At 69.8% G+C, this 17,371-nt stretch carries 14 protein-coding genes and 1 pseudogene; 10 read left to right on the forward strand and 5 right to left on the reverse strand.

What is annotated here, in order from left to right; genetic code table 11:
- Positions 1 to 51: 51 nt before the first annotated feature.
- A pseudogene (locus ABNX41_RS06370) lies at positions 52 to 1,005 on the forward strand (glycosyltransferase family 4 protein); the annotation flags it as partial.
- On the opposite strand, the gene ABNX41_RS06375 reads toward ABNX41_RS06370, so the two are convergent.
- The 3 genes from ABNX41_RS06375 to ABNX41_RS06385 are packed head-to-tail and all read right to left on the reverse strand — an operon-like array spanning position 989 to position 5,453.
- Positions 989 to 1,804: a glycosyltransferase family 2 protein gene (locus ABNX41_RS06375; RefSeq protein ID WP_438668892.1), complete on the reverse strand. Its 816-nt coding sequence runs from the start codon at positions 1,802 to 1,804 to the stop codon at positions 989 to 991. The pseudogene ABNX41_RS06370 and the gene ABNX41_RS06375 sit on opposite strands and share 17 nt — an antisense overlap.
- Positions 1,798 to 4,506, reverse strand: coding sequence for a hypothetical protein (locus tag ABNX41_RS06380; RefSeq protein ID WP_438668893.1), 2,709 nt, complete (start codon positions 4,504 to 4,506; stop codon positions 1,798 to 1,800). The genes ABNX41_RS06375 and ABNX41_RS06380 overlap by 7 nt, the downstream gene beginning before the upstream one ends.
- 5 nt (positions 4,507 to 4,511) lie before the next feature.
- Positions 4,512 to 5,453, reverse strand: a complete 942-nt coding sequence (locus ABNX41_RS06385; protein WP_438668894.1) for a hypothetical protein — start codon at positions 5,451 to 5,453, stop codon at positions 4,512 to 4,514.
- Positions 5,454 to 5,750: 297 nt separating this feature from the next.
- Here ABNX41_RS06385 and ABNX41_RS06390 point away from each other — a divergent pair, with 297 nt between their 5' ends.
- The 6 genes from ABNX41_RS06390 (at position 5,751) to ABNX41_RS06415 (ending at position 13,053) form a co-directional block, all read left to right on the forward strand.
- Entirely contained in the window at positions 5,751 to 7,475 is a 1,725-nt protein-coding gene (locus tag ABNX41_RS06390; RefSeq protein ID WP_438668895.1) for a heparinase II/III family protein, read from the forward strand.
- 26 nt (positions 7,476 to 7,501) lie between these two features.
- Entirely contained in the window at positions 7,502 to 9,115 is a 1,614-nt protein-coding gene (gene purH / locus ABNX41_RS06395) for a bifunctional phosphoribosylaminoimidazolecarboxamide formyltransferase/IMP cyclohydrolase (RefSeq protein WP_438668896.1), read from the forward strand.
- Positions 9,116 to 9,118: 3 nt separating this feature from the next.
- Positions 9,119 to 9,625 (forward strand): signal peptidase II, encoded by a 507-nt coding sequence (gene lspA, locus ABNX41_RS06400; protein WP_438668897.1) that lies wholly within the window; start codon positions 9,119 to 9,121, stop codon positions 9,623 to 9,625.
- A 76-nt stretch (positions 9,626 to 9,701) separates the two neighbouring features.
- The gene (locus ABNX41_RS06405) at positions 9,702 to 10,244 is read left to right on the forward strand and encodes a DUF3035 domain-containing protein (protein WP_438669070.1); all 543 of its coding nucleotides are present in this window, start codon (positions 9,702 to 9,704) and stop codon (positions 10,242 to 10,244) included.
- Between the two features lie 86 nt (positions 10,245 to 10,330).
- Positions 10,331 to 11,725: a M16 family metallopeptidase gene (locus ABNX41_RS06410; protein WP_438668898.1), complete on the forward strand. Its 1,395-nt coding sequence runs from the start codon at positions 10,331 to 10,333 to the stop codon at positions 11,723 to 11,725.
- Positions 11,722 to 13,053 carry a M16 family metallopeptidase gene (locus ABNX41_RS06415; protein WP_438668899.1) on the forward strand — a complete coding sequence of 444 codons (1,332 nt, stop codon included), beginning with the start codon at positions 11,722 to 11,724 and terminating at the stop codon, positions 13,051 to 13,053. Before ABNX41_RS06410 ends, ABNX41_RS06415 begins: the two co-directional genes overlap by 4 nt.
- A gap of 40 nt (positions 13,054 to 13,093) precedes the next feature.
- Here the strand turns inward: ABNX41_RS06415 and ABNX41_RS06420 are convergent, their stop codons facing one another.
- Entirely contained in the window at positions 13,094 to 13,702 is a 609-nt protein-coding gene (locus ABNX41_RS06420; protein WP_438668900.1) for a LuxR C-terminal-related transcriptional regulator, read from the reverse strand.
- Between the two features lie 99 nt (positions 13,703 to 13,801).
- Here ABNX41_RS06420 and ABNX41_RS06425 point away from each other — a divergent pair, with 99 nt between their 5' ends.
- The 3 genes from ABNX41_RS06425 (at position 13,802) to ABNX41_RS06435 (ending at position 15,771) form a co-directional block, all read left to right on the forward strand.
- On the forward strand, positions 13,802 to 14,512 hold the full coding sequence (locus tag ABNX41_RS06425; protein ID WP_438668901.1) for a CoA transferase subunit A: 711 nt from the start codon (positions 13,802 to 13,804) through the stop codon (positions 14,510 to 14,512).
- Positions 14,512 to 15,168: a CoA transferase subunit B gene (locus ABNX41_RS06430; RefSeq protein ID WP_438668902.1), complete on the forward strand. Its 657-nt coding sequence runs from the start codon at positions 14,512 to 14,514 to the stop codon at positions 15,166 to 15,168. Before ABNX41_RS06425 ends, ABNX41_RS06430 begins: the two co-directional genes overlap by 1 nt.
- 132 nt (positions 15,169 to 15,300) lie before the next feature.
- Positions 15,301 to 15,771: a GNAT family N-acetyltransferase gene (locus tag ABNX41_RS06435; protein ID WP_438668903.1), complete on the forward strand. Its 471-nt coding sequence runs from the start codon at positions 15,301 to 15,303 to the stop codon at positions 15,769 to 15,771.
- 60 nt (positions 15,772 to 15,831) lie between these two features.
- Here the strand turns inward: ABNX41_RS06435 and gatB are convergent, their stop codons facing one another.
- Positions 15,832 to 17,343 carry an Asp-tRNA(Asn)/Glu-tRNA(Gln) amidotransferase subunit GatB gene (gene gatB / locus ABNX41_RS06440; protein WP_438668904.1) on the reverse strand — a complete coding sequence of 504 codons (1,512 nt, stop codon included), beginning with the start codon at positions 17,341 to 17,343 and terminating at the stop codon, positions 15,832 to 15,834.
- Positions 17,344 to 17,371: the final 28 nt, after the last annotated feature.

Genomic DNA, 17,371 nt, shown 5'->3' on the forward strand with positions numbered 1-17,371 from the left:
CGCGCGATCATCCGCGCATAGGGCGGCGCGGGCGGCGCGCCGGGGACCGGCGGGCGGCTGCGGCATCTGGTCTATTGGCTGGAGGGGCTGGAGATCGCCCGGCGCTGCCGGTCGCTTGGCCTTGGCCATGTCCATGCCCATTTCGGCACCAATTCGGCCACGGTCGCCATGCTGGCCGCCGAGGCCGGAGGCTTCGGCTTTTCCTTCACCACCCACGGCCCCGAGGAATTCGACGCGGCCCGCGCGCATTCCCTGGGGGAAAAGACCGCGAGGGCGCGCTTTTCGGTGGCGATCTCCAGCTTCGGGCGCGCGCAGCTTTGCCGCTGGAGCGGCTATGAGATCTGGCCGCGCCTGAAGGTCGTCCATTGCGGGATCGAGCCCTGGCGCTTTCCCGAACCCGCCCCCCTGCCCGAAGGCCCGATCCGGCTGGTCGCCATCGGGCGGCTGGCCGAGCAGAAGGGCTTTCCCCTGCTGGTCGAGGCCATGGCGCAGGTGGCGTCCGAACTGCCGGGGCTGCATCTGACCATCGTCGGCGACGGCCCCTTCCGCCCGCTGCTTGCCGCGCGGATCGAGGCGGCGGGCCTTGGCGCGCGGGTCACGCTGGCCGGATGGCTGGACGAGGCGGGCGTGCGCGCGGCGCTGGCGGGGGCGCATGCGCTGGCGCTGCCCTCGTTCGCCGAGGGGCTGCCGATGGTGGTGATGGAGGCTTTCGCCGCCGGTCGCCCGGCCATCGCCACCGCCATCGCGGGGGTGCCGGAACTGGTCACGCCCGAAACCGGCTGGCTGGTGCCCGCAGGCGATGCGGGGGCCTTCGCCGGGGCGATCCGCCGCCTCGCCGCGCTTCCCCGCGCCGATCTGGCGCGGATGGGAGGGGCCGCCCGCGCCCGGGTTCTGGAGCGTCACGACATCGACCGCGAGGCGGCGCGTCTGGCGGCGCTGTTCGCCGGGGCGCTTGGCGGTTCAGCCCCCAACCTCACCGGCGCTCCCCTCAGCGACCGCGCGTGAACCCCGGCCCGGCCTTCCCGGCCCGGACGGCAAGGGACACCGCCGCATAGGCCGCGAACCCCGCCGGATCGCGCAGGATCAGCCGCGCAAGCCCGGCCTTGTCCAGACGCGGCTTGCCCTCGCGCGACATCAGGCCCGGGTGCATCGCCTCCAGCTCGCGCAGGCCCGCATCCTGGCGGCGGCGGGTGCGGACCAGGGCGCGCCAGCCCTCGACCATCGGCCAGTCGTAATGCCCGGGCACCTGCACCCTTTCCCCGGGCGCGAATTGCAGCCGCACGAAGGTATCGTCCGAGATGATCGGCGGAAACGCCCCCCATCGCGCCCGCCCGGCGGCATTCACCGCGAAAAGCCCGTAGCCCGGCGCCACCATGTGGTTGAACGGCAATTGCCGCCAGAACCGCGCATAGGCCCGCGTCAGCGCCGAGCGCGCGGGCGGGATCACCGGCGTCGCCCCGGCGTAAAGCGGGGCCTCGCCCGCCAGCGCCGTGGCGAGTTGGGCCAGCACCGGGGGCGAGAGGGTGCAATCGGCATCCAGATAGACCCGGATCCCGCCCCGTGCCGCCGCGTCGCCTGCATTCAGCGCCCCGGGTTTCGAGCCCTGGTCGCGCTCGATGACCTCAAGCCGCCAGCCCGGCGGCACCGCGACCCCGCGCGCCACCTCGGCGGTGTCGTCGCGGCAGCCATTGGCGACCACGATGGCCTCGGCCCCGCCCGGCACCGGGTCCGAGGCGAAGACCGCCCCCAGGCAACGGGCGATCCAGCCCGCCTCGTTCGAGGCCGGGACGATCACGCTCAGCATGTGGGGCAGCCCCGGGTCAGCGCGCGCCAGCGTGGATTGTCGTCGTGAAGATGGCGCAGCGTCCCCCAGCTTCCCCATTTGCCGGGGGCGGCGACATCGACGAAGGCGTTGAAGGGCGCATCGGTCGCCGCCGCCCAGCCCCGCAGCAGGCCGGAATAGATCTCGCCCATCTGCGGCGCATAGTTCAGCGCGGCGAAGAAGGCGGTCAGCTCCTCATCCTCGACGGCGGGGCCAAGGCCGACGACATGGGTGCCGCCCTCATACATCACCAGCCGCAGCCCGTGCCGGGCGGCGACCTCGGCGTGATAGGGGAAGATCTCGCCCGTCACCTGGGCCAGCGTGTCGACCGGCTGGCCGGTCACGCCGCCGTCGAGGATCTCGGCCGCCGCCCGTTCGATCGCCAGATCGAAGCGATGGGCCGCGACATGGGCCTCGGCCTCGGCCCCGGTCAGGCCGCGTTCCGCCGCGTCCTTCTCGGCGGTGGCGCGCGACTGCGCCAGCCATTCCATCAGCGCCGGGTGACGCTCATGCGAGCCGAGATGGCCTGAGACATAGCCCGTCACCGCATAGGCATCGAACCCTTGGGCGGGTGGAGGCAGGCCCTCGGCCAGGACATGCGGCGCGGCCAGAATATCCTCCTCCAGCCCCTGCCATCCGGTCTGGGTCGCCACCACCCGCACCAGCCGGTCGGCGGGCAACGCCTTGGACCAGATCGACATGACCTGGCCCGCGCGCAGGGCGTAATATTGCACCCAGGCATGTTTCGCGCCCCAGCGGGCCAGCCCCAGGTCCTCGGCCCAGGCGGCCTGGGCGAATTGCCAGTTCCAGACCTCGTTCGAATATTCCACCCAGGCGCGCAGGCCGGGGTCGAGCCCTTCGGCCACCGCCGCCGCCATATCGGCCACCAACGCATCCTCGGCCATATGGGGGATGTTCAGCCAGGGCTCGGCGCGCAGCCGGTTCGCCAGCGCCACGGCGATCTCGACCGGCACGCCCTCGCGCGCCCAGGAGTAATCCCCGGGCCGGGGCCGATCCGCTGCACGCGAAAGGGTGGAATCGTTCGTCGCCATCCAGTCCATGAAGCGCAGAAGCCGCGCGCCCTCGATCCGGGCCAGCCAGTCGGGGTTGAAGATCTCGCCCGCGGCGAAAAGCGCCTCGCGGTCCTCGCGCAGGATGCGGATGGCGCGGATGGGATCGGCCTCGTCGATTTCGAGCAGGGTCACGAGGACCGCGCCGGGGCCGGGGGTGTAGTCGAAGACGATGCGCCCGGGCGCGCGCGACACCACCCCGGCGCGCCCGTCGAGCCTGATCTCGCCGTGGCCCTCATGGCTGAGCACATATCGCCCGGCGACGCCGCCCGCATCGGCGGGCAGGTCGGTGAGGACAAGCGTCGCGATCCCGGTCAGCTCCGGGGGCAGGCGCAGGGGCCAGCCGTCCTGGTCCAGCGCGCCCGCGCGGCGCAGATCCGCCTCCCCCCAGCCGCCCCATTGTCCCGGCAGATGGCCTGTCCAGGGCCGCGCGGTCTTCATCACGTCGAGGAAGGGCTGCTGCACCGACCAGTCGTTTACCCCGGCCAGGCCGAAGCCCAGGTCGGGGTTGGTGATGGGGGCGAAGCCGGTCGGGGCTGTGGTTTCCGGGGGGGATGGGGCCGGGGCGGTTTCGGCGGCGGCTTCGGCGGCGGCCGTCTCTGGCGTCGCGGTTTCCGGGGCCTCGGCGGGCAGGCGTTCGGAGGCCGGGGTTTCGGAGCCGGTCGCTTCGGGGGCGATTGTCGCGGGTTCTGCCGCATCCGCGAGGGTTTCTGGCTGGATCTCGGGACCGGCCTCGGCCGGAACGCCGGGTATGAGGGAACTTGCGGAGGGGGTGTCTGCGGGCGGATCCTCGGCGGAGGGCGCGCCTGCGGAGGCAGCACCCGACCCGATGCCCACCCCTTCCGCCACGCTGGCCCCGCCCGCCGTGGTCTCGAACCCCGACACCGCCCGCCAGGCGATCCGCTGCAAGGCTGCCGCCTGCGCATCGTCGATCACCGCATCGCGCGAGGGCCAGATCCTGAACAGCCTTGCGGGCAGCCCCTCGGGCGAGGTGCCGGTCAATGCCGCGACATGCACCATCGCGACGAAATAATGCCCCTTGCCACCAAGCCGCCCCGCGTCGTCGAGGAAAGCGTCGATGGAGGAGAGGCCCGGCACCTCGCCCGCCTCAAGCGCAAGGGAAAGCGCCGCCATGGCCTGGCCCGCCGGGATGATCCGGGCCGCCTCGCCCGCCGCCGCCCGCCATTGGGGCAGGTCGGCCGCGATCCGCGCCCGCCATTCCCCGGCGCCGCCGGAGCCGAGCGGGGGCCAGCTCTCGTAAAGCCAGACACGGGTCTCGGGATTGGCGGCGCGGGCGGCCGTGGCCCAACGAGCGACAAGACCGGCGCTGTCCATCCCTTCGACGTGATCGGCGATCGGCTGGGCCTCGGTCAGCACCAGGTCGGTGATCCGCCCCGAGGTCAGCGCCGCGCGCCCGTCCACGCCGCCGACCTGGGCGGAATTGTCCCAATTCCAGGCCAGGGGCGCGCCCTCGATCCCCTGCACCTCGACCTCGGCGGGGGGCGTGCCGTCGCGCAGCGCAGCCGCCTGCATCCCGGCCTCGACCAGGCTGGGCAGATTGGGGTCGGCCAGCGAATGGCCGATGAAAAGGATCGCCGCCAGAAAACCGAACATACTCGTCACCCGTCTTGCATCACCGGAGGCAATCCATCGCGCCTTGCCACGCCGGTCGCAGCATAGGAGGTGACGACGCGCCAGACCACCTCTTGGATCGCGCGGGCGGCGGGCTCCGAGGGGGCGCCGCCCGGCGTGCCGTCGGCCTTCGGCAGCACATGGGGCAGGCCCAGGGGCGAGCGGCCATGGATCACCGCGAAATGGGTCATCGCCATGACCCAGGCGCCGAGGTCGGAGAAATGGATCTCGTCCGACAGCAGGTCTTCGCGGCCATTCACGCCGGGGATGCGCCCGGCCTCGGCCTCGCGCATGACGGCGGCCATGACCTGGCCGCCGGGAATGACATGGATCGTGCCGACCCCGGGCGCGGCCATGGCGGGGCGCAGGAGCCGCCCCTCCCACAAAAGCGCGAGGTCGCCGTCGATGCGTTCCAGCCATCCGGCGGGATCGTCGGTGCGGTGCCAGGTCTCGTAGAGATAGATCCGGGCCCCGGGATTGGCGGCGCGGATGCGGCGGGCCCATTCGGCCAGCGCGGCGGCGGAATCGTGATAGCGGATCGCATCCTTCAGCTCGACCATCTCGGTCAGGACGAAGACGGGGTAATCCGCGCTTGCCGCCGCCTCGTCGGCCGGGCGGAAGGCGGGGGTGGCGTTCTCCTCGGCAAAGCCCGGCACGGTGCCGTCGAGATGGCTTTTCAGCGAGGCGCCCCAGCCGAGCTGGCTGTTCCAGCCATGTCCGCCCGCTGCCGCCAGCATCGCGGGCATGTCGCGCCCGACCAGCGAATGGCCGAGGTGATAGACCCGGATCCCGCCCTCGGGCGGGGGCAGCGGCGTGGCATAGGCGGCGGCGAAGGCGGCATCGTCGAGCATGCGCGGTGGGGCAAGCCGCCACAGCAGCCCGCCCCAGAACGCCAGCGCCATCAGCCCGAGGCCGATCCAGATCGCCATTTTCGTCCCTTTCGCCCTGCGCCGCGCCGAAGCCATGCCGATCCCCCGCCTGCTGAACCCCTACCTGCCGACATATTGCCGTCCGGTTCGCCCTTGCGCCCGCCTTAGCACGATCCGCCGCCCGGCGGGACCGTTTCCGGCCGGGCGGGCGCCGCGATCGGGCAACACCGCCTTATCCGCCGGTTTCGCCCCGTGGTGACAGCGTGGCCGCCAGCGGCTATTGTCGCGGCCAAAGGCGCCCGGGCGAACCTGGGCAGAGGCGGGAACCAAAGGCCGGGCAGCAAAGGGCAATCGCGCGTGGAAGGACCGAACGCAATCCCCAGCGGCCGCGAGCGGTTGGCCAACCGCTATGCCGCATGGCGTGCGGGGCGGAAACCGACGGTCACCGCCTTCGTCTCGCAGCCCGAGCCGCGCTCTTTCGGGCTGCATGCGCGCGGCAAGCAGATTCTGGCGGGCAATATCCTGCTGGCGGGCCATCTGGCCGAGGCGCCGGGCAAGGCGATCTGGGACATTCCGCTCCCCGATGCCGCTTTCGGCGCCGAGGCGCATGGTTTCGCCTGGCTCGACGACCTGGCGGCGCTTGGCACGCCGCAGGCGCGCAGGCTGGCCCAGGACTGGACCGGGCGCTGGATCGCACGATTCGGCCAGGGGCGGGGGCCGGGCTGGACGCCGGGGCTGACCGGGCGGCGGATGATCCGCTGGATCCATCACGCGGCCTTCCTGATGTCGGGCCAGGACAAGGCCGCGCATGACGCCTGGTTCGCGGCGCTGGCGCGGCAGACGGCGTTTCTTGCCCGCCGCGCCCCCGCCGCCGCCCCGGGCCTGCCCCGGTTCGAGGCGCAGATCGGCCTGCTCTACGCCGGTCTGTCCCTGGCGGGGATGGATCCTCACGCCGCCCCCGCCGCCCGGGCGCTGGCGCGCGAATGCGCGGCGCAGATCGACGCGGGCGGCGCCATCGCCTCGCGCAACCCCGAGGAACTGGCCGAGATCCTCACGCTTCTGGCCTGGGCCGTGCGCGCGCTGGCCGAGGCCGAGCGCCCGATCCCCGCCGCCCTGTCGCAGGCGATCGACCGGATCGCGCCCTGCCTGCGCGTGCTGCGCCATTCCGACGGCAGCCTGCCGCGCTTTCACGGCGGCGGCGCGGGGATCGACGGGCGGCTGGACCAGGCGCTGTCGGCCTCGGCCATGCTGCGCCCGCCCGGCCATGCGGTGCAGGCCATGGGCTATATGCGGCTGTCGGGCGGGCGCAGCAGCGTCATCCTGGATGCCGCAGATCCCCCGGGGGGGGCTGCGCGGGCCGGCGCGCATGCTTCGACCGGGGCGTTCGAGCTGACCTCGGGGCGGCGGCCCCTGATCGTCAATTGCGGCTCGGGTCGGCCCTTCGGGGTGGAATGGCGCCTTGCGGGCCGGGCCACGCAATCGCATTCGGCGCTTTCGATCAGCGGGGCCTCGTCCTCGCGGTTCGGCAGCGGCACCGAGCTTCTGGAAGAGCGCGCCCGCGTCACCAGCCTGCGCCAGTCGGGGGGCGAGGACGCACTGGTCGTCATGGCGCATGACGGCTGGGTGGCGACCCATGGCCTTTTGGCGGGGCGGGAATTGCACCTGTCCTCGGACGGGCGCCGCCTGGGCGGCACCGATACGCTTTCGGCCCAGGGCGCGGCGGCGCAGGCGCGGTTTTCCATGCTGCTCGACCGCTCGAAGCTGGAAGGGATCGGCTTCACCATCCGCTTCCACCTGCACCCCGAGGTGGATGCCACGCTGGACATGGGGGGGCACGCGGTCTCGATGCAGCTTCGCTCGGGCGAGATCTGGGTCTTCCGCCATGACGGGCGCTGCCGCCTTTCGCTCGACGCTTCGGTGTTTCTTGAGAAGGGAAGGCTCAAACCCCGGCCCGCGCAGCAGATCGTGCTTTCGGGCCGGGCGCGGGAATTTGAAACCCGGATCGGCTGGACCTTGGCCAAGGCACAGGATACTCCGCTCGCCATCCGCGATCTGGACCGCGACGAGCCGGTCCCCATCTGACCGCCCGCCATCCACGAGAGGCCATCATGTCGATCACCGCCCCCGTTTCCTCTGCGCCCACCGAAGCCGTCCGCCTGCGCCGCGCGCTGATTTCTGTGTCCGACAAGACCGGCCTGCTGGAGTTCTCGCGCGCGCTGCACGACAGGGGGGTGGAACTGCTGTCCACCGGCGGCACGGCAAAGGCCCTGCGCGAGGCGGGCCTGCCGGTGCGCGACGTGGCCGAGGTGACGGGGTTCCCCGAGATGATGGACGGGCGGGTGAAGACCCTGCACCCGGCGGTGCATGGCGGGCTGCTGGCGCTGCGCGACAATGCCGATCACGTCTCGGCGATGGAGGCGCATGGCATCGGCGGCATCGACCTGCTTGTGGTGAACCTCTATCCCTTCGAGGAAACCGTCGCCAGGGGCGCCGATTACGCCACCGCGGTCGAGAATGTCGACATCGGTGGCCCGGCGATGATCCGGGCGGCGGCGAAGAACCACGCTTTCGTCGCGGTGGTGACCGATCCGGCGGATTACGCGCCCCTGCTGGCCGAAATCGAGGCGACCGGCGGCACCTCTTACCCGTTCCGCCAGCGCCTTGCCCTGACCGCCTATGCCCGCACGGCCGCCTATGACTCGGCGGTTTCGACCTGGCTCGCGGCGGCGATCGGCGAGGATGCGCCGCGCCATCGCGCCATGGCGGGCAAGCTGGCCCAGACCCTGCGCTATGGCGAGAATCCGCATCAGAAGGCGGCGTTCTACCTTGACGGCTCCGGCCGTCCCGGCGTTGCCACGGCGAAACAGTGGCAGGGCAAGGAACTCAGCTACAACAACATCAACGACACCGATGCGGCTTTCGAACTGGTGGCGGAATTCGCGGGCCAGGGCCCGGCGGTCGCCATCATCAAACACGCCAATCCCTGCGGCGTCGGCAAGGGCGCAACGCTGAAAGAGGCCTATCTGCGCGCCTATGACTGCGACCGGACCTCGGCCTTCGGCGGCATCGTGGCGCTGAACGGCACGCTGGACGGCGAAACCGCCGAGGAAATCGCCCGGATCTTCACCGAGGTCGTGATCGCCCCCGAGGCGACGGAGGAGGCCAAGGCGGTCTTTGCCGCGAGAAAGAACCTGCGGCTTCTGACCACGGGCGCGCTGCCACAGGCGGGGCAGGGCTTCCTGTCGTTCCGCCAGGTCTCGGGCGGGTTCCTCGTGCAGGATTCGGATGTGGACGGGGTCACGCCCGCCGACCTGAGGGTGGTGACCCGGCGCGCGCCCTCGGCCGCCGAGCTGGAGGATCTGTTCTTCGCCTGGAAGGTCGCCAAGCACGTCAAGTCGAACGCCATCGTCTATGTGAAGGACGGCGCCACCGTGGGGATCGGCGCGGGCCAGATGAGCCGCGTCGACAGCACCATGATCGGCGCGCGCAAGGCGGGCGAGATCGCGCAGGCGCTTGGCCTGGCCGAAAGCCCGGCTGTGGGGTCGGTCGCGGCCTCGGATGCGTTCTTCCCCTTCCCCGACGGGATCGAGGTGCTGGCCGCGAACGGCGTGCGCGCCATCATCCAGCCCGGCGGCAGCCTGAAGGACGCCGATGTGATCGAGGCGGCCGACCGGCTGGGTCTTGCCATGGTGCTGACCGGCCAGCGCCATTTCCGGCACTGATCCATGCGCGCCGCCGCCCTGACCGCCGCCGTGACCTTCGCGCTCGACCAGGTGTCGAAGATCGCGGTCGTGCACGGCATGGAGCTGATCCATCGCGGCGAGATCGCGGTCTGGCCGCCGTTCCTGGTCTTTCGCATGGCCTGGAACCGGGGGGTCAACTTCGGGCTGTTCTCGGGCGATGGCGAGGTGACGCGCTGGATCATCATCCTGGTCTCGCTGGTGATTTCGGTCTGGGTCTGGATCTGGCTGCGCAAGAGCGCGCCGGGGCTTGCGGCGCAGGTCTCGGGCGGGCTTCTGGTGGGGGGCGCGCTTGGCAATGTGATCGACCGGCTGCGCTATGGCGCGGTGGCGGATTTCCTGAACATGAGCTGCTGCGGCATCGACAATCCCTTCGCCTTCAACGTCGCCGATATCGCGATCTTTGCGGGCGCGGCGGGGCTGGTGCTGTTCGCCGGAAAGCCCGCAGGCGGGTCGGAGAGCGGGCCGGATGCGGGTGCCGGGGTCAGGTGAAAGACCCCGTGACGGGGACGATCCTTTAGGCTAAAGGTTGGGCCGGATGAGTGAGAACAAAACCTCGGGGGCTGGAATGCGGGCAAGGGCAGGCGTGACCGCCGTCGCAGTTGTTGCGGCTCTGGCGCTCGTCGGTTGCAGCCCGCGCGGCGAGGATGGCGCGCCGCTGCTGATGAACATCCGCTCGAATGGCCCGGACGAATTCGGCATCCTGCCGTCGAAACCCCTGCAGATGCCCGCCAGCCTGAGCGAACTGCCCCAGCCCACGCCGGGCGGGTCCAACCGGACCGATCCCACGCCCGAGGCCGATGCGATCGCGGCGCTTGGCGGGCGGCCGCAGGCCGCTGGCGGGGGCGTGCCCTCGGCCGATGCCGCGTTGTTCGCCCATGCCGGGCGCTTCGGCACCGAATCGGGGATCCGCCAGACGCTCGCCGCCGAGGATGTGGACTGGCGGCGCCGCAATCCGGGCCGCCTGCTGGAGCGGTTGTTCAACGTGAACGTCTACCACAAGGCCTATGAGGCAATGTCGCTGGACCAGCATGCCGAGCTTGCGCGCTGGCGCGCGCGCGGCGTCCGCACGCCTTCGGCCCCGCCCGATCCCGCCACCCTGGGGGATTGACCCCCGCCGCCCCCGTGCCCGCCCGCCCGGCCTTGCGGGCGACCGCGCACGGCAGCCCCGAGACACGCCTTGACCCGGAGGGACGGATGCGACTGCCCGGAATCCTGCATGGACTTTTGCCCGCGACCCCGACACTGACACGGGCCCTGACATGGGGCCTTGCGGGCGCCCTGCTTCTGCTGCTGGCGACCCTGCCCCTGCGGGCGGAAGAGGTCAGCGGCTTCACGCTCGACAACGGGCTTGAGGTGGTGGTGATCGAGGATCACCGCGCTTCGGTCGTGGTGCAGATGGTCTGGTATCGCGCCGGCGCCGCCGACGAGCCGCATGGCAAATCCGGCATCGCGCATTTTCTGGAACATCTGATGTTCAAGGGCACCGACACCATCGGGCTGGATCAGTTCTCGGCCATCGTCGAGGCCAATGGCGGCGACGACAACGCCTTCACCTCGTGGGATTACACCGCCTATTACCAGCGCATCGCCTCGGACCGGCTGGAGCTGGTGATGGAGATGGAAGCCGACCGGATGCAGAACCTGCGGATCACCGAGGAGATCGTCGTGACCGAGCGTCAGGTCATCCTGGAAGAGCGCAACCAGCGCACCGACAGCGACCCGGGCGCGCTGCTGAACGAACAGATGCGGGCGGCGCTGTTCCTCAACCACCGATACGGCCAGCCGATCATCGGCTGGCGGCACGAGATCGAGCGGCTTGGGCTTGAGGATGCGCTGGACTGGTATCGCCGCCATTACGCGCCGAACAACGCCATCCTTGTCATCGCGGGCGATGTGACGCCGGATCAGGTGCGCGCGCTTGCCGAAAAGCACTACGGCCCGATCCCGGCCTCGGGTGCCGTGCCGCCGCGCGACCGCCCGCAAGAGCCTCCCCATCTGGCCGAGCGCCGCATCACCTTCACCGACGAGCGGGTTTCGACCCCCTATGTCTATCGCAGCTATCTGGCGCCCTCGCGTCGGCCGGGCGATCAGAAGACCGCCGCCGCCGTGGGCATCCTGGCCGAGTTGCTGGGCGGATCCGGCCAGACCTCGTATCTGGCGCGGGCCTTGCAGTTCGACACCCAGGTCGCGGTCCATACCGCGGCTTTCCACAGCGGCACCATGCTCGATTCCGGCACTTTCGGCCTTTATATCGTGCCCGCCCCCGGGGTGGGCCTGGCCGAGGCCGAGGCGGCGCTGGACGCCACCGTGGCGCGTTTCCTTGAGGAAGGCGTCGATCCCGCCGCCTTCGAGCGGGTGAAGACCCGTTTCCGCGCCGCCGAGATCTACAGCCGCGACAATGTGCAGGGCCTTGCCAACATGTATGGCGAAGAGCGCGCGCTTGGCCTGAGCCTTGAGGACATCCAGGGTTACGGCGCCATCGTCGATGCGCTGACGCCCGAGGATGTGATGGCGGTGGCCGAGCTGGTGCTGAACAGGAATGCCGCCGTGACCGGCTGGCTCGACCTGCCCGGGGAGGGCGACGAATGATGTTTTCCCGCCTGATCCTGCGGCTGGTCGCCGGGGCCCTGCTGACCGCCGCCGCCCTTTCCGCCCCGCTGCGCGCCGATGTGACGATCCAGGAGGTGACCTCGCCCGGCGGGCTGACCGCCTGGCTGTCCGAGGATCGCGGCATCCCCTTCGTCGCGCTTGAGATCCGCATGCGCGGGGGCACCTCGCTCGACGCGCCGGGAAAGCGCGGCGCGGTCTATCTGATGACCGCGCTGATCGAAGAGGGCACCGGCGACCTCGACAGCTACGGTTTCGCCGATGCCCGCGATTCGCTGGGCGCGCGGTTCAGCTTCAGCGCCAGTTCGGATGCGATCTCGGTCTCGGTGCGGATGCTGTCCCAGACCCGGGACGAGGCGGCGGCGCTGCTCGCCCGCGCGCTGGCCGAGCCGCGCTTCGACCAGGACGCGGTTGACCGGGTGCGCGAACAGGTGCTGACCGGGCTGCGCAACGATGCGCGCGACCCGGCGCGGCTGGCGTCCGCGGCATTCGACCGGCTGGCCTTCGGCGATCACCCCTATGCCAGCTCGGGCAAGGGCACGATCGAAAGCGTGACCGATCTGACGCGCGACGACATCTTCGCCGCCCACCGGGCCAGCGTGACGCGCGAGAACCTCTATATCGCCGCCGCGGGCGATATTGGCGCCGAAGAGCTTGGCCTGCTGATCGACACCATCCTGGGCGACCTGCCCGGGACCGGCGCGACGCCGCCGGGGCCCGCGCCCTGGAACCTTGCGCCCGGAATCAGCGTGATCGACTTCCCCTCGCCGCAATCGGTGGTCTATTTCGGCCATCGCGGCATCCGGCAGGAGGATGAGGATTTCTTCGCCGCCTATATCCTGAACGAGGTTCTGGGCGGCGGCTTCTCGGCCCGGCTGATGACCGAGGTGCGGGTGCGGCGGGGGCTGACCTATGGCATCGGCAGCTATCTGGTCGGGCTCGACCAGGCCGAGATGCTGGTGGGGCAGTTCTCGGCCTCGAACGACAAGGTGGCCGAGGCGCTGGAGGTGATCCGCGCCGAATGGGACCGGATCGCCGCCGAGGGCATCACCGAGGATGAGCTGTCGCGCGCCAAGACCTATCTGACCGGCGCCTATCCGCTGCGGTTCGACGGTAGCAGCCGCATCGCCTCGATGCTGGTGGCGATGCAGGTGCAGGGCATGCCGATCGATTATCCCAACACCCGCAACGCCCGGATCGAGGCCGTGACCATGGCGGACATCCGCCGCGTCGCCGCCCGGCTGTTCCAGCCCGAAGAGCTGCGCTTCATCGTCGCCGGTCGGCCCGAGGGTGTCGCCGCGACGCCCTGAACCGGCCACCCGGGGCTGACTGACGCTGGGCTGACCGGCCCTAGGCCGCCTCGCGCGCGCCAAGCAGGCGGGCGACCAGTTCGGAGCTGTTCCTGACGCCCATCTTGCGGATCATGTTGGCGCGATGCACCTCGACCGTGCGGGGCGAGCATTCCAGCGCCTGCGCGATCTCCTTGCTGGTGAAACCCATCACCAGATGCCGCGCCACCCGCTTTTCCGCCGCCGTCAGGGCCGCGCCCGCCGCCGGGGCCTCTGCCCCCCGGCGCGCGGCCATTGCGGCGGGCTCCAGCGGCCGATAGCTCCAGATCGCAAGCCGGTGCGGCGCCTGCGGGTCCAGAGCCCGGCCACGCGCCTCCATCCAGACCACCTGTCCGTCCCGGCGCAGCATGAATCTTTCGTCACTGTGCAGCGCGCGGTCGCGCAGCGCCTTCGCGGCCCGGGCGCCGATCATCTCGTAATCGCTCCGGCGGGGATAGAGCATGCGGATCGACTGCCCCTCCAGCGCGGCGGCGGGCCAGCCGAAGACCTCTTCGACCATCAGGCTGGCGCGCAGGATCACCCGATCCGACAGCAGCAGGATCGCATCCGGCGCGTGACGGAAGGCCAGCCGTTCCGGGTCGGTCAGGTCGTGTGGCTCGGGCCCGGCCATGCGATGCCTTTCTACTTACATGTCTAAGTATTCTTACGGATGGAGCGCGGCACCGCAATCGCGGAAAATGCATGCGGATTTGAGGGGAGGCATGAGGGAATGGGGTTCAACAAGATCTACCCGGACGCGGCATCTGCGCTTGACGGCCTGTTGTCGGACGGTCTGCTGATCGCGGCGGGGGGCTTCGGGATCTGCGGCATCCCCGAGCTTCTGATCAAGGCGATCCGCGAATCGGGCGTGCGAGAGTTGACGGTGGCGTCGAACAATTGCGGCACCGACGGCTTCGGGCTGGGGCTGCTGCTGGAAAGCCGCCAGATCCGCAAGATGATCTCGTCCTATGTCGGCGAGAATGCGGAATTCATGCGCCAGTATCTCTCGGGCGAACTGGAGCTGGAATTCACCCCCCAGGGCACGCTGGCCGAGCGGATGCGCGCGGGCGGGGCCGGGATCCCGGGCTTTTTCACCCGCACCGGCGTCGGCACCGTGATCGCCGAGGGCAAGCAGCACCAGGATTTCGACGGCCAGACCCATATCCTTGAGCGCGGGATTGTCGCCGATCTGGCGATCGTCAAGGCCTGGAAGGCCGATCCCTCGGGCAATCTGGTGTTCCGCAAGACCGCGCGCAACTTCAACCCGCCCGCCGCGACCTGCGGCAAGGTCTGCGTGGCCGAAGTGGAAGAGATCGTGCCGCTCGGCGCGCTCGACCCCGACCATGTCCACCTGCCGGGGATCTACGTCCATCGCCTGATCCAGGGCGAACATGAAAAGCGCATCGAACAGCGCACCACGCGCAAGCGGGAGGAAGCGTGATGGCATCCGACACCAAGACGGCCGTGAAGGGCTGGGACCGCAACAGCATGGCCGCGCGGGCGGCGCAGGAATTGCGCGACGGCTGGTATGTGAACCTTGGCATCGGCATTCCGACGCTGGTCGCGAACCATATACCCGAGGGCGTGAACGTCACGCTGCAATCGGAAAACGGCATGCTGGGCATGGGCCCCTTCCCCTATGAGGGCGAGGAGGATGCCGATCTGATCAACGCGGGCAAGCAGACGATCACCGAATTGCCGCAGACCTCGTTCTTCGATTCGGCGCAGAGCTTCGCGATGATCCGGGGCGGCAAGATCGCCATGGCGATCCTGGGCGCGATGGAGGTCTCGGAAGAGGGGGACCTGGCGAACTGGATGATCCCCGGCAAGCTCGTCAAGGGCATGGGCGGGGCGATGGATCTGGTCGCGGGCGTGGGCCGCGTGGTGGTGGTGATGGATCACACCAACAAGGCGGGCGAATCGAAGGTCCTGCATGCCTGCACCCTGCCCTTGACCGGCAAGGGCGTGGTCGACCGGATCATCACCAATCTGGGTGTGCTGGATGTCGTCGAGGGCGGGCTCAGGATCGTCGAGACCGCGCCCGGCGTCTCGGAGGACGAACTGCGCGCCGCGACCGAGGCCAAGATCGTGGACTGATGGCTCCCGGCTGCCGGGCTTTGGCCTGGTGGGAAACCAAGAGCCGTCGGCGGGCCGGTCCTGCCGACGGGTGTCTTCTGCCGGAAAAGGGCCGCATCGACAGGCCCGCTCCTTCCGCGCTATGGCTTGGGCATGTATCCGATCCTTGCCCGTCCCTATCGCAGGGAAGACCTTTCCGCCTGCCTTTCGCTGTTCGACGGCAATGCGTCGCCGTTCTTCGCCCCCGAGGAACGCGCGGAGTTCCAGGACCACCTGAATGGGCTGGGCCCGGAGACACCTTTCCTTGTCCTGACCCAAGGCGGCCGCGTGGTGGTGGCCTGCGGCGGCCTGAGCCTCGCGCCCATGCTCACGCCCACGCGCCGAAGCGCCAGCATGTCATGGGGGATGGTCGATCGCCGGATGCATGGCCAGGGACTGGGCCGCCGGTTGACCGAGGCGCGGCTGGCGCTGGCCCGCCGGATCCCGGGCCTTGCCGAACTGACCCTCTCGACCAGCCAGCACAGCCGGGGCTTCTACGAACGGCTGGGCTTCACCGCGGAACGGATCATCCCTGGCGGCTTCGGGCCGGGGCTTGACCGCTGGGACATGATCCGGCGGCTTTGACCCGGGATCCGGCGCCCAGAGATCTGGCGCCCAGAGATCTGGTGCCCAAAGATCCGGGGCTCAGAGCCCCAGCTTCCTCGCCACCAGATCGTTCACCGCCGCGGGATTGGCCTTGCCGCCGGTCGCCTTCATCACCTGGCCGACGAACCAGCCCGCAAGCTTGGGATTGGCCTTGGCCTTTTCGACCTGGGCGGGGTTGGCCGCGATGATCTCATCCACCGCCGCCTCGATGGCGCCGGTATCGGTGACCTGCTTCATGCCGCGCGATTCGACGATTTCCGCCGGATCGCCGCCCTCGGTCCAGAGGATCTCGAACAGATCCTTGGCGATCTTGCCCGAGATCACCTGGGACGAGATCAGGTCGACGATCCCGCCAAGCTGCACGCTCGAGACCGGGCTGGCGCCGATGTCCTGCCCTTCCTTCTTCAGGCGGCCGAACAATTCGTTGATCACCCAGTTCGCCGCCAGCTTGCCGTCGCGCCCCCGGGCGACCGCGTCGAAATAGACGGCGTTTTCCTGTTCCGCCGTCAGCACCGAGGCATCGTAATCCGACAGGCCGTGCTCGGCCATGAAGCGCGCCTTGCAGGCATCGGGCAGTTCGGGCATCGAAGCCGCGATCCCGTCGACCCATTCCTGTTCGATCTCAAGCGGCAGCAGGTCGGGGTCGGGGAAGTAGCGGTAGTCATGCGCCTCTTCCTTCGAGCGCATCGAGCGGGTCTCGTTCCTGTCGGGGTCGTAGAGGCGGGTTTCCTGCACCACCGTGCCGCCGTCCTCCAGAATGGCGATCTGGCGGCGGGCCTCGTAGTCGATGGCGGCCTGGATGAAGCGCATGGAGTTCATGTTCTTCAATTCGCAGCGGGTGCCCAGATGGCCGAAATCCTGCGTCTCCTGGTATTTCTCATACTGACCGGGGCGGCAGACCGAGACGTTCACATCCGCGCGCAGGTTGCCGTTCTGCATGTTGCCGTCGCAGGTGCCCAGATAGCGCAGGATCTGGCGCAGCTTGACGACATAGGCGGCGGCCTCCTCGGGGCCACGGATGTCGGGGCGCGAGACGATCTCCATCAGCGCGACGCCGGTGCGGTTGAAATCGACGAAGCTCAGGTTGGGGTCGATGTCGTGGATCGATTTCCCGGCATCCTGCTCCAGATGGATGCGCTCGATCCGCACGCGGCGGGCGACGCCGGGCGACATTTCCACGATCACCTCGCCCTCGCCCACGATGGGGTGGTAAAGCTGGCTGATCTGATAGCCCTGCGGCAGGTCGGGGTAGAAATAGTTCTTGCGGTCGAAGGCGGACCTCAGGTTGATCCCGGCCTTCAGCCCCAGCCCGGTGCGCACCGCCTGTTCGACGCAATATTCGTTGATGACGGGCAGCATGCCGGGCATGGCGCAGTCGATGAACGAGACATTGGTGTTCGGCTCGGCCCCGAAGGTGGTCGAGGCGCCCGAGAACAGCTTCGCGTTGGACGAGACCTGGGCGTGGATCTCCATCCCGATCACCAACTCCCAATCGTGTTTCGCGCCTGCGATGACTTTGGGGGCGGGGGGCGTGAAGGTCAGGTCGAGCATGGCGGTCCTGCTTGGGCTTCGGGGCGCT

Source organism: Pseudogemmobacter sonorensis, from assembly GCF_042762395.1.
GTDB classification, from domain to species: Bacteria; Pseudomonadota; Alphaproteobacteria; order Rhodobacterales; family Rhodobacteraceae; genus Pseudogemmobacter; species Pseudogemmobacter sonorensis.

Bases quoted from the DNA above. Each gene is read 5' to 3' on its own strand.
- ABNX41_RS06375 (WP_438668892.1), bottom strand. From the start codon at position 1,804: ATGCTGAGCGTGATCGTCCCGGCCTCGAACGAGGCGGGCTGGATCGCC.
- ABNX41_RS06380 (WP_438668893.1), bottom strand. From the start codon at position 4,506: ATGTTCGGTTTTCTGGCGGCGATCCTTTTCATCGGCCATTCGCTGGCC.
- ABNX41_RS06385 (WP_438668894.1), bottom strand. From the start codon at position 5,453: ATGGCGATCTGGATCGGCCTCGGGCTGATGGCGCTGGCGTTCTGGGGC.
- purH (WP_438668896.1), top strand. From the start codon at position 7,502: ATGTCGATCACCGCCCCCGTTTCCTCTGCGCCCACCGAAGCCGTCCGC.
- lspA (WP_438668897.1), top strand. From the start codon at position 9,119: ATGCGCGCCGCCGCCCTGACCGCCGCCGTGACCTTCGCGCTCGACCAG.
- ABNX41_RS06405 (WP_438669070.1), top strand. From the start codon at position 9,702: ATGCGGGCAAGGGCAGGCGTGACCGCCGTCGCAGTTGTTGCGGCTCTG.
- ABNX41_RS06410 (WP_438668898.1), top strand. From the start codon at position 10,331: ATGCGACTGCCCGGAATCCTGCATGGACTTTTGCCCGCGACCCCGACA.
- ABNX41_RS06415 (WP_438668899.1), top strand. From the start codon at position 11,722: ATGATGTTTTCCCGCCTGATCCTGCGGCTGGTCGCCGGGGCCCTGCTG.
- ABNX41_RS06420 (WP_438668900.1), bottom strand. From the start codon at position 13,702: ATGGCCGGGCCCGAGCCACACGACCTGACCGACCCGGAACGGCTGGCC.
- ABNX41_RS06425 (WP_438668901.1), top strand. From the start codon at position 13,802: ATGGGGTTCAACAAGATCTACCCGGACGCGGCATCTGCGCTTGACGGC.
- ABNX41_RS06430 (WP_438668902.1), top strand. From the start codon at position 14,512: ATGGCATCCGACACCAAGACGGCCGTGAAGGGCTGGGACCGCAACAGC.
- ABNX41_RS06435 (WP_438668903.1), top strand. From the start codon at position 15,301: ATGTATCCGATCCTTGCCCGTCCCTATCGCAGGGAAGACCTTTCCGCC.
- gatB (WP_438668904.1), bottom strand. From the start codon at position 17,343: ATGCTCGACCTGACCTTCACGCCCCCCGCCCCCAAAGTCATCGCAGGC.